The organism is Moraxella nasibovis (genome assembly GCF_029581575.1).
Lineage (GTDB): Bacteria > Pseudomonadota > Gammaproteobacteria > Pseudomonadales > Moraxellaceae > Moraxella > Moraxella nasibovis.
Genome location: NZ_CP089975.1, coordinates 34281 through 46293 on the forward strand (window position 1 = coordinate 34281; position 12013 = coordinate 46293).

General features: G+C 49.0%; 8 protein-coding genes and 2 rRNA genes. 7 read left to right on the forward strand and 3 right to left on the reverse strand.

Annotated elements, in window-relative coordinates:
* Positions 1-224: 224 nt before the first annotated feature.
* The 3 genes from LU290_RS00150 (at position 225) to LU290_RS00160 (ending at position 4557) form a co-directional block, all read left to right on the forward strand.
* Positions 225-3082 (forward strand): 23S ribosomal RNA (locus tag LU290_RS00150).
* A 127-nt stretch (positions 3083-3209) separates the two neighbouring features.
* Positions 3210-3323: ribosomal RNA gene (rrf, locus tag LU290_RS00155) — 5S ribosomal RNA — on the forward strand.
* Between the two features lie 181 nt (positions 3324-3504).
* Positions 3505-4557 carry a hypothetical protein gene (locus LU290_RS00160; RefSeq protein ID WP_277808572.1) on the forward strand — a complete coding sequence of 351 codons (1053 nt, stop codon included), beginning with the start codon at positions 3505-3507 and terminating at the stop codon, positions 4555-4557.
* Positions 4558-4623: 66 nt separating this feature from the next.
* Here LU290_RS00160 and erpA read toward each other — a convergent pair whose 3' ends face one another.
* Complete coding sequence (gene erpA / locus LU290_RS00165; protein ID WP_277808573.1) at positions 4624-4956, reverse strand: iron-sulfur cluster insertion protein ErpA; 333 nt, start codon at positions 4954-4956, stop codon at positions 4624-4626.
* Positions 4957-5074: 118 nt separating this feature from the next.
* Here erpA and LU290_RS00170 point away from each other — a divergent pair, with 118 nt between their 5' ends.
* From LU290_RS00170 to LU290_RS00185, 4 genes are read left to right on the forward strand one after another with little or no spacing between them, the layout of a single operon-like run.
* Positions 5075-7009: an ABC-F family ATP-binding cassette domain-containing protein gene (locus LU290_RS00170; protein ID WP_277808574.1), complete on the forward strand. Its 1935-nt coding sequence runs from the start codon at positions 5075-5077 to the stop codon at positions 7007-7009.
* Positions 7006-7608: a DnaJ domain-containing protein gene (locus tag LU290_RS00175; RefSeq protein WP_277808575.1), complete on the forward strand. Its 603-nt coding sequence runs from the start codon at positions 7006-7008 to the stop codon at positions 7606-7608. The genes LU290_RS00170 and LU290_RS00175 overlap by 4 nt, the downstream gene beginning before the upstream one ends.
* Positions 7609-7639: 31 nt before the next feature.
* Complete coding sequence (locus tag LU290_RS00180) at positions 7640-8611, forward strand: YheT family hydrolase (protein ID WP_277808576.1); 972 nt, start codon at positions 7640-7642, stop codon at positions 8609-8611.
* The gene (locus LU290_RS00185; protein WP_277808577.1) at positions 8611-9726 is read left to right on the forward strand and encodes a metallophosphoesterase; all 1116 of its coding nucleotides are present in this window, start codon (positions 8611-8613) and stop codon (positions 9724-9726) included. Before LU290_RS00180 ends, LU290_RS00185 begins: the two co-directional genes overlap by 1 nt.
* Positions 9727-9866: 140 nt before the next feature.
* Here the strand turns inward: LU290_RS00185 and dapB are convergent, their stop codons facing one another.
* Together dapB and dnaJ are read right to left on the reverse strand one after the other, a co-directional pair.
* Complete coding sequence (gene dapB, locus LU290_RS00190) at positions 9867-10685, reverse strand: 4-hydroxy-tetrahydrodipicolinate reductase (RefSeq protein WP_277808578.1); 819 nt, start codon at positions 10683-10685, stop codon at positions 9867-9869.
* Positions 10686-10830: 145 nt separating this feature from the next.
* Complete coding sequence (gene dnaJ, locus LU290_RS00195) at positions 10831-11997, reverse strand: molecular chaperone DnaJ (RefSeq protein ID WP_277808579.1); 1167 nt, start codon at positions 11995-11997, stop codon at positions 10831-10833.
* Positions 11998-12013 lie beyond the last annotated feature (16 nt).

Below are 12013 nucleotides of genomic sequence, written 5' to 3' on the forward strand. Positions count from 1 at the left end.
TATTTCTACTTAATGTAGAACATCTTATAAACTGACGAAGTTTATATCATTATTTAACAACATGATTATGAGTCTGGGTAATTTATTTATTCCAACAAATAAATTACCATGGTAAGTACACCCCAAAATGTACTTACCTAAAGTAAAGAGAACTGAATCAAGCGTAAACATAGGTGAATCGTTACACATTACCCTTATGACACCAAGACTACTTGGGGTTGTATGGTCAAGTAATGAAGTGCACATGGTGGATGCCTTGGCAGTCAGAGGCGATGAAAGACGTGATAGCCTGCGATAAGCGTCGGTGAGGTGGCAATATCCTGTGACCCGGCGATTTCTGAATGGGGAAACCCACTTATCATAAGATAGGTATTCTATCCTTTGGATAGAAGGCAAACCGGGAGAAGTGAAACATCTCAGTACCCCGAGGAAAAGACATCAATAGAGATTCCCCAAGTAGCGGCGAGCGAACGGGGAGGAGCCGATCAAACTTGTAGTAGCAAAATGGCGTGGGAAAGCCAACCATAGTAGGTGATAGTCCTGTATGCGAAACTGCAAATGCGACATATTAAGTAGGGCGAGACACGTGAAATCTTGTCTGAAGATGGGGGGACCATCCTCCAAGGCTAAATACTCCTGACTGACCGATAGTGAACCAGTACCGTGAGGGAAAGGCGAAAAGAACCCCTGTTAGGGGAGTGAAATAGAACCTGAAACCGTGTGCATACAAGCAGTCGGAGCGGATTTATTCCGTGACGGCGTACCTTTTGTATAATGGGTCAGCGACTTATATTCTGTAGCAAGGTTAACCGTTTAGGGGAGCCGTAGGGAAACCGAGTCTTAATAGGGCGATTTAGTTGCAGGGTATAGACCCGAAACCGAGTGATCTATCCATGAGCAGGTTGAAAGTGCCGTAACAGGCACCGGAGGACCGAACCCACTGTCGTTGAAAAGCCAGGGGATGACTTGTGGATAGGGGTGAAAGGCTAATCAAACTCGGTGATAGCTGGTTCTCCCCGAAAGCTATTTAGGTAGCGCCTCGGACGAATACCATTGGGGGTAGAGCACTGTTTCGGCTAGGGGGTCATCCCGACTTACCAAACCGATGCAAACTCCGAATACCGATGAGTACTATCCGGGAGACAGACGGCGGGTGCTAACGTCCGTCGTCAAGAGGGAAACAACCCAGACCGCCAGCTAAGGCCCCAAATTCCTAGTTAAGTGGGAAACGATGTGGGAAGGCACAGACAGCTAGGAGGTTGGCTTAGAAGCAGCCACCCTTTAAAGAAAGCGTAATAGCTCACTAGTCGAGTCGGCCTGCGCGGAAGATGTAACGGGGCTCAAACTAGGAGCCGAAGCTGCGGATTTAATTGTTTCAATTAAGTGGTAGGGGAGCGTTGTGTAAGCCTGTGAAGGTGTGCTGTAAGGCATGCTGGAGGTATCACAAGAGCGAATGCTGACGTGAGTAACGACAAAACGGGTGAAAAGCCCGTTCGCCGGAAGACCAAGGGTTCCAGTCCAACGTTAATCGGGGCTGGGTGAGTCGACCCCTAAGGCGAGGCCGAAAGGCGTAGTCGATGGGAAATCGGTTAATATTCCGATACTTGTTTATGATGCGATGGAGGGACGGAGAAGGTTATGTCAGCCTGGCGTTGGTTGTCCAGGTGGAAGGATGTAGGTAGGTTTAGTAGGCAAATCCGCTAGACTATTACTGAGATCTGATAGCAAGCCAGTTTACTGGCGAAGTGGCAAATACCATGCTTCCAGGAAAAGCTTCTAAGCGATAGTCATAAAGAAATCGTACCCGAAACCGACACAGGTGGTCAGGTAGAGAATACCAAGGCGCTTGAGAGAACTCTGCTGAAGGAACTAGGCAAAATGGTACCGTAACTTCGGGAGAAGGTACGCTGCCGATGGTGATAAGACTTGCTCTTTGAGCTGTTGGCAGTCGCAGATACCAGGCTGCTGCAACTGTTTATTAAAAACACAGCACTCTGCAAACACGAAAGTGGACGTATAGGGTGTGATGCCTGCCCGGTGCTGGAAGGTTAATTGATGGGGTTAGCGTAAGCGAAGCTCTTGATCGAAGCCCCAGTAAACGGCGGCCGTAACTATAACGGTCCTAAGGTAGCGAAATTCCTTGTCGGGTAAGTTCCGACCTGCACGAATGGCATAATGATGGCAGCGCTGTCTCCAGCAGAGACTCAGTGAAATCGAAATCGCAGTGAAGATGCTGTGTACCCGCGGCTAGACGGAAAGACCCCGTGAACCTTTACTACAGCTTTACATTGAACTTTGACCTAACTTGTGTAGGATAGGTGGGAGGCTTTGAAGTAGGGACGCCAGTTCCTATGGAGCCATCCTTGAAATACCACCCTGGTTATGTTGGGGTTCTAACTTGAGATTAACAGATCTAAGGACAATGTATGGTGGGTAGTTTGACTGGGGCGGTCTCCTCCTAAAGAGTAACGGAGGAGTACGAAGGTGCGCTCAGGACGGTCGGAAATCGTCCATAGAGTATAAAGGCAAAAGCGCGCTTAACTGCGAGACCCACAAGTCGAGCAGGTACGAAAGTAGGTCTTAGTGATCCGGTGGTTCTGTATGGAAGGGCCATCGCTCAACGGATAAAAGGTACTCTGGGGATAACAGGCTGATACCGCCCAAGAGTTCATATCGACGGCGGTGTTTGGCACCTCGATGTCGGCTCATCTCATCCTGGGGCTGAAGCAGGTCCCAAGGGTATGGCTGTTCGCCATTTAAAGAGGTACGCGAGCTGGGTTTAGAACGTCGTGAGACAGTTCGGTCCCTATCTACCGTGGGCGTTGGAAATTTGAGAGGATCTGCTCCTAGTACGAGAGGACCAGAGTGGACGAACCTCTGGTGTTCCGGTTGTTACGCCAGTAGCATCGCCGGGTAGCTATGTTCGGATCGGATAACCGCTGAAAGCATCTAAGCGGGAAGCCGACCTCAAGATAAGATTTCCCTAAAGAGCCGTTGTAGACTACGACGTTGATAGGTTGGGTGTGGAAGCATAGTGATATGTGTAGCTAACCAATACTAATTGCTCGTTTGGCTTGACCATACAACACCCAAGTGGTTTACCACTGACAGTGTTAATGGAAAGTGTAAAGATTTTACCTAACAAGCTTGAATCAATCTTGAATAAAAATAAAATAACAGACTCATAACAGCGTTGTTAATCCTTTTACGCTGACGACAATAGCAAGATGGAACCACCTGATCCCTTCCCGAACTCAGAAGTGAAACGTCTTAGCGCCGATGGTAGTGTGGTTCGCCCATGTGAGAGTAGGTCATCGTCAGCACCTTATTTAGCCCCCTCTGTCGGATGATGGAGGGGGTTTTTGGTTTTTAAATTTCTTAGCTTTACAGTTTATTACCTTAAACTTACCAAAAGCCTACCGAACTTTGCTTAAAGATGAATTATAATGTTATTTAAATACTCAGGTATTGTTTTTATTCATTTTATTTATAGGTTGGAAAATTATGAGAATTCATACAACAGCTGCCAGGCGCCCATCATGGCGTGGTATTCTTGCAGGACTTTTGATGGGTCTTGTGGTATCTATGATCATGTTGGCATTGGCATTGGTACTAAGCTCATTTTTGTCGCTTGATTTGCGTGGCGCTGGCATCGCAGCGGGTGTTTATGCGGCGGTGACAGCACTTTTGAGCGCTTTTGTGGCAGGTTTTTTTGCGGTAAAAGCATCGGCGCCAGAAGCTTTATTTGGTGATGGCACAGACATCTTGCCAAAAGATGCCACATTGACGGGTATTTTGACAGCGGCTGCCATCGTGGTCATCACTTCTGTATTTGCCATGAACAGCGTGTCAGGTATCGTAAGAACAGCCGGTAACGCAGTTGGTACGACAGCAAGCGCCATCGGCGGTGCTGCCAGCACCATCACTTCAACCGCCGCCACTGTGACAGGTGCAGGTGTGGCTGCTGCCAACGCTGATGGCAACATTGCCAATCGCGCCGAAGAGCTGTATCAAAAAGCCACTGGTAACATCAGCCGTCAAGACATCGAGGCATGGGTGGCTAAAAATAACGACACCTTTAACCAAGCGCAAATCGGTGCAACAGTAAATGTGCTAGAAGGCATGCTTAACAAAACCAAAGCCGATTTGGCAGAGATGGATTTTACTAATCTAGACACTTGGAAAAACATCGATCAGTATGCCAAACAGCGTGCCGATGAAGTTGAGACTGTTTTGACAGGTCCAGAGCTTGTGACTCGTCTGCAATCTGAAGGTCTTAGCCAAGCTCAGGCGGTCGAAGTTCAACAGGAAACTTTGGCATCTTATCATGAATATCGTGCAAATACTGAGCAAGCAATTGCCGACGCTCGAGTAAAAATGGAACAAGCACTACAAACTGCCGAAGAAACTGCCCGTAAAGCGGCTTTGTATTCAGGTCTGTTCTGGCTAATCAGCACACTACTGACTTTCTTGGCGAGCATCGCTGGCGCACGCACTGCCGCTGCCAACTATCGCTTGGCTGCCGCACCAGTCGTACTGCGTGATGAGCACAAGTAATTAATTTTAAAATTGATCAAAAAACCTGCCAGTTGGCAGGTTTTTTTGAATTTAAATACGATTAAATTAAATTGAAAAAGATGAGCCGCAGCCGCAAGTGGTGGTGGCGTTGGGGTTATTGACCACAAAGCGAGAGCCTTCTAGCCCTTCGACATAGTCGATGGTTGAGCCGTGCAGATATTGATAGCTTAAGCTGTCCACCACCAAAGTGGCATCGCCATTTTCAAAGGTGGCGTCGTCGTCTTCCAGCTCATCAGCAAAGTCAAACCCATAAGAAAAGCCTGAGCAGCCCCCGCCTGTCACATAGATGCGGAGCATGAGGGCGTCATTTTCTTCGGCGGCTTTGAGTTTTGCCAGTTTTTTGGCGGCGTTGTCTGTGAGGGTCATTGCGTGATTCATGCGATTCTCTGTCTAAATTTTTATGATTTGTTGTCATTATACCATAATGGGTGCGATTTTTAATGATACAAGTGATAGGTCTGCTATAATAAGCACATCTTATTTTGGAATGTGACTGATGATTGAGTTTAAAGAAGTGGCGATCCGCCGAGATGGTCGGCTGTTGTTCAGTGATGTCAATTTACAATTGCACAAGTCCCAAAAAATTGGTCTGACAGGCAATAATGGCACGGGCAAATCTACGCTTTTTGCCACCATGTTGGGCGAGCATCAGACCGATGTGGGACGAATTGATCTGCCACAACACTGGCAAATTGCCCACATGGCTCAAGAAATCCACGCCACTGACATGAGTGCTATGGATTATGTGCTGTCTGGTGATGGCGAATGGTATGCGTTGAACCAAAAGCTTTCCAATCAGCAGCAGCTGTCCGAGACCGACATCGCCCCTTTGTATCAACGCTTTGAGGAGATTGATGGCTTTCGTACGCCGACCAAGGCAGCGCAGATTCTGGCAGGTTTGGGGTTTGGTGAGGGTGATCATGAGAAAGCGGTGGCGACCTTTTCGGGCGGCTGGCGGATGCGATTGAATCTGGCTCGCACGCTCATGCACCGAGCGGATGTGCTTTTACTTGACGAGCCGACCAACCACTTGGATTTGGATGCGATTTTGTGGCTTGAAGAATGGCTGGCTAAGTTTGATGGGCTGATTTTGCTCATCAGTCATGACCAAGATTTCCTTGATGCTGTTTGTGAGCACATTTTACACATCGAGCAAGGGTCTATCACGCTGTATGCGGGTAATTACAGTCAATTTGTGCGCACACGCAGCGAAAGACTGGCTCAGCAGCAACAAGCCTTTGAAAAACAGCAGGCGACGCGTGCGCATTTGGAGGATTATATCCGCCGTTTTCGCGCCAAAGCCACCAAAGCTAAGCAAGCTCAAAGCCGTATCAAACAGCTGTCTCGCATGGCGGAGCTGTCGCCAGTGATGGCGGATTCTGCGTTTAGTTTTCAATTTTATCCGCCAAGTCACATGGCAAGTCCGCTCATCACGCTTGAAAATGCCAGCATTGGCTATGATAAGCCTTTGATTAATAAGGTAAATTTGCAAATCACCCCAGAGGTGCGTCTGGGCATCTTGGGGGCAAATGGGGCAGGCAAATCCACACTCATTAAGTCGCTCGTAGGCGAGCTGCCGCTGATTGCGGGTGCGCATAAAGTCTCTGAGACGCTAAAACTGGGCTATTTTAATCAGCATCAGATGGACGCACTGGATGAGGCTGCGACACCGATGATTCTACTTCGGCGGTTGGCAGGCACGACATCAGACGCTGATTTGCGGGCGTTCTTGGGGAGTTTTGATTTTCGTGGCGATAGGATTGATACGGAGGTTCGCCTGTTTTCTGGCGGTGAAAAAGCTCGCCTTACTCTTGCGCTCATCGTCTGGCAGCGCCCTAATGTGCTGGTGCTAGACGAGCCGACCAACCATCTGGATTTGCAAATGCGAAATGCTCTGATGCTCGCTTTACAAAACTTTGAAGGGGCGGTGATTTTGGTGTCGCACGACCGTGGACTCATCACTTCGGTGTGCGACCGTTTGATACTCGTGGCGGATGGGCGTGCGGATGAATTTATGGGCGACATGGCAGACTATGCCGAGCATTTGCGTCAGGCGCGCCTTGCCAAACTTGCGCAAAATAAATTGGACAATAAAGCAGAAAATGCCATAAAACAGGCTAATCAAAACGCCGACAAGCCCACCTTGTCCAAAGAAGAAATCCGCAAAAAAAATGCCGAAAACCGCCAAAAAACCGCCCCGTTGCGTAAAGAAATTGATAAACTTGAAAAACAGCTTGATCAACTTACAAGCGAGCTTGGCGACATTGAAAATGCCTTATCCGACCAAAGTCTGTACGATGACGCCAATAAAGATAAATTGTTAAATCTGCTTGCCAAGCAAAGTGACGCCCAAAAACAAGTGGCGGACATTGAAGAGGATTTGCTTGTCAAGATGGATGAGCTTGAAGCGTTGGAGCGTGAGCTGTCATGAAACACATCGAGCATGATTATTATGCCATCTTAGGCGTGCCAAAGTCGGCAAGCACGGACGACATTAAGCACGCCTACCGTCAGCTTGCCAGACGCCACCACCCAGACCGCGCGGGTGCAAGCGGGCAAATCACGCTCATCAACGAAGCCTACGCCACCTTAAAAGACCCAAGGCGGCGTGCTGAATATGATGCGTGGCACACGCTGCATTTTGGCGTGGTGGGCATCTTGACTAAAAAAGTCAGCAGTCGTTTGCAAGATATTGATTTTATTGATAAAAATATAAAATCTTTCGATCGTCACCGCAGACTTTTTGTGCAGTTTGCCAAAAATCACCTTGATAAAAACAGCACCACTTGGCTAAAAAATGCTCAGTTCATGCTCCAAAAAATGCAAAAGCTCAACAAATCGCAACGCACGAATATGACGACTTTGACCATCAGTCAAGAAGTGGCAGCGGCAGGCGGTACGATTCATTTTTGGCATGAAGGGCGGCGAGTGCGCACGGTGCTGCCCCAAAATCTAAAAGACGGCGCCGCCATCAAGCTGAATGTCGATGGCAAGCCTTTGTGGCTCATGATTCAGATTCAAAAAGCATAAAAAATTTTAAAAGATTGTAAAGGAGTGTGTTATGAAACATTCAGCATTTAACCCGCCATTTTGGCTAAGAAATCCGCACATTCAGACGATTTTGCCCAGATATTTGGTCAAATTTCAGCCAGCGTATGAGCGAGTGCTGATCAAAGATTCTTTGAATGAAAGCGATGTGGCGTTTGATTTTTTGCCTGCCGATGATGAGCGTGGTGAGGATGGTCGCTTTACCACGCCTTTGGTGGTGCTATTTCATGGCATGGAGGGTTCAAGCCAGAGTCATTATGCACGCACGCTTGCCAAAAATGTGCAGGCTGCCAAGATGCACTTTGTGGTGGCGCATTTTCGCTCGTGCGGTGGTGTGGCAACATCAGGCAAGGTGTTTTATAATGCTGGCGACACGGCTGAGCTGCATCATTATTTAGAATATTTAAATAAAAAATACCAAACCATCTATGCGCTTGGCGTGTCTTTGGGTGGTAATGCTCTGGCAAAATACATGGGTGAATATGGCGACGATGCCATCTGCAAAAAGGCGGTGGTGGTGTCTGCACCCGTGGATCTGGCAAGCTCGTCCATCTCAATGGAAAAACTGGCAGGCAGATTTATCTATACTCCATATCTACTTAATCCAATTGTCAAAAAAGCACTGGAAAATCGCCTGAGCGATGATGAAGTCAGTGCCTTGAAATCTGCCAAACGCATGGGTGATTTTGACAACATCATCACCGCACCAAGGCATGGATTTTGCTCAAAAAATGATTATTATCACCAAGCATCTGCCTTGCCATATCTAAGAAATATTACTAAGCCTACCTTAATTATCACTGCCAAGGACGATCCATTCTTGGGCGTGACAGCAGAGCTTGGCGATGTGTCGGCTTGTGTGCGCTTGTTGGACACTAAGCATGGTGGTCATGTTGGCTTTGTCGGTTATGATCAGAAGGCACGCCGCTTTGATTTGGATTTTGTGCCGCAGCAAGCTTTGGCGTTTTTTGGGGATGTCGCTTGATGCGCATGGTATTTTTGACGGTCATTGTGGTCTTGTTTCAGCTTTGCGCTTATGCTGTTGGGCGAGGGTTGTTTTGGCTTATCGAGCCTTATTTACCAAGCGTGCGTGCGCTTGTCTTGGCAGTGACTTTTGTGGTAAGCAATGCTTTTTTGGCGACGCTATTTTTTGGGCAGTTTCGCTGGGGCATGGGGTATTTGGCGGTGCTGTGGTTTGGCGTGCTGACCATGCTCATCATCTGTGCCATCAGCGCTGTGCTGCACAAATTTGGCTTGATGGCAAGCATGACAGGGCTTGGTTTGGGGATTCGCCTGCTTGCTGTTGCGACATTTTCAGGGCTTTTAGGGCTGTCGATTTACCATGCTTATACGCCCACCGTTCGCCACCTTAGTATTCAGCTTGATAAGCCGATGGCGCACCCAGTGCGACTGGCGATGGTGAGTGATTTGCATTTGGGCAGCTTGTTTGGCTCAAAGCAGCTGGATCGGCTCGCTCATATATTGAATGAACAAAAGGTCGATTTGCTACTCATGCCGGGCGACATCATGGATGACGACACAGAGGTGTACGAGGCGGAGGGCATGCAGGCGTCTTTTGCTGGTGTGGTGAATGCTACCACAAGTGGTGTGGTGGCAAGTCTTGGTAATCATGATTTGTATGATGTGGACTCTCGCCTTGCCATCGCTCAGGCGGTGCGTGCCACTGGTGCGCTGCTGCTTGATGATCAGGTGTCGGTGGTGGTGGCAAATGGCGTGCCGCTTAGCATCATCGGGCGCTACGATGATCATGTCAAAGACAGAAAAACCACCGCTCAGCTGTTCGATCAGCTGCCGATGGCAGCAAGGCAAAACCCTGTCATTCTGCTGGATCATCGCCCAAGCCAGATTGACGAAAACATTCAGCTGCCCATCGATGTGCAGGTCTCAGGACATACGCACAACGGTCAGGTGTTTCCTGCCAATTTCATCGTTAAAATGATCAATCGTGTCGCTTATGGGCACGCACACATCGATGGTACGCACATCATCGTCTCGTCAGGCTACGGCTTTTGGGGCATTCCTTTTCGTCTGGGTTCGCAGTCTGAGGTGTGGGTGATCGAGATGCGTGGTAAAGATTGACAACATACGGATAATGCCGTGTCAAAGATGAGATTTCTTGGCACGGCTTTGGCATGATGTGGCTATCATGAGACAGTAGGGGGCGAGTATTTTCACCCCTGCGGCATGTTCTAAAACTTACTGGATAGATTGTTTTGATATTAGGTCGGCTCTTTTAGACCAAGCACATCTTGCATGTCGTACAGACCTGCTGGCTGCTGGCTTACCCAGTTGGCGGCTCGCACCGCACCTGTGGCAAAAGTCATGCGACTCATCGCCTTGTGCGTGATTTCGATGATCTCGCCGTTCATGATAAATTCTACCGTATGCTCGCCCACGATCTCACCACCACGAATGGCATGCATGCCAATCTCGCCTTCACTGCGCTTTGAGGCGCCTTGACGACCATGTACAAGGGCGGTTTTTAGGCTTTGACCACGAGCATCGGCGACAGATTTTGCCATCATGAGTGCTGTGCCAGACGGTGCATCCAGCTTGTGCTTGTGGTGGTGCTCGATGATCTCAACATCAGCATCTAGCCCCAGCACTTTGGCGGTGGTGGCAAGCAGATTTAAAGACAGATTGACACCTGTTGAGTAGTTTCCAGCATAGACGATGGCAATGCTTTCGGCGGCTTGTTTGAGCATGTTTTCTTGGTCGTCAGACAAACCTGTCACGCCCATCACCACAGGCACACCTGCCGCCACGCAAGCAGCCACCGTCGCATCGACGGCATCAGGCAGGCTAAAATCAATCAATACATCAAGCCCTGCTAGGCTTTCGGCGCCGGTGAAAATTGATAGTGCCACATCTGCCTTGCCTGCACCGATGAATTCGCCTGCATCAACACCAACCAGACTTGAAAAACTTGGCACAAAACCCGCCTTTAAAGAAGCATTTGGGTGATCGAGTGTCGCTTGTAGCAGCATTCTACCCATACGACCTGACGCACCCATGATGCCGATGTTGATGTTGCTCATGATAATTCCTTACAAAATGATGAGTGATTGATGGATTATACCCAAAAATTTCACAAATGAAAATGCAAATTTTAGCAAAATAAATACACCCCAAAGACTGTCTTTCTTTGGGGTGCGATTTGAATGACGACGGAATGTCGCTGATTTAATCAAACAAATCTTTCACATCGTCTTTAATGCGGTCAAAAAAGCCTTTTTTCTTGGCGGCGGCACCATTTTCCTTGCCAAGCGTGGCTTGGAACTGACGCAGCAGCTCCTTTTGTTCGTGCGAAAGATTGGTTGGCGTTTCTACGATGATGCGGCAGATCAAATCACCTTGCATGCCGCCACGCACGGTGGTCACGCCTTTGCCACGCACTCGCAAAAGCTTGCCCGACTGCGTGCCCTCGGCGACTTTGATTTTTAGGCGACCATCCAAAGTTGGCACCTCGACATCATCGCCCAAAGTGGCGGTGGCGATGTCCACAGGCACATCCATGTGCAGGTCGGCGCCATGTCGAGTGAAAATCTCGTGCGGCTTGACATGAATCTCGACATAAAGGTCGCCGTTTGGCATGCCCGCATCGCCCGCCTCGCCTTTGCCCGCCAGACGCACACGGTCGCCATCATCGACACCTGCTGGAATGGAGACTTCAAGGGTCTGTGATTTTTGTTGCTTGCCTTCGCCGTGGCAGTCTGGACATGGGTTTTTGATGGTTTTACCTGTGCCGTGGCAGTCTGGGCAGGTTTGCTGCATGACAAAGAAGCCTTGCTGCATGCGTACCTGACCATGCCCACCGCAGCTTTGGCAAGTCGTGATGTCGGCGTCTGATTTTGCGCCTTTGCCGTGACAGGTGCCGCAGCTGACCGATGAGCTGAATTGAATTTCTTTTTTTGAGCCCTTGACCGCCTCTTCAAGGGTCAAGCTTAGGCGATACAGTAGGTCATTGCCTTTGCTGGCACGCGCACGAGAGCGAGAACCCCCAAAGAAATCGCCAAAGCCGCCGCCAGCACCACCACCGAACGCCTGCCCAAAAATGTCACCAAAAATGTCACTAAAATCGCCATGAAAACCACCAGCGCCACCAAAGCCGCCATTATTCATGCCTTGTTCAAAGGCGGCGTGTCCCATGCGGTCATAGCTGGCACGCTTTTGGGCGTCCGACAGCACTTCGTAAGCCATCGTCGCCTCTTTGAATTTCTCTTCGGCGGCGGGGTCGTCTGGGTTTTTGTCGGGGTGGTATTTCATCGCCAGACGGCGGTAGGCTTTTTTGATTTCTTTTTCGTCAGCCGACTTGTCCACGCCCAAAACGGTATAAAAATCTCTGCTCATGTTAAATCCACAGTGT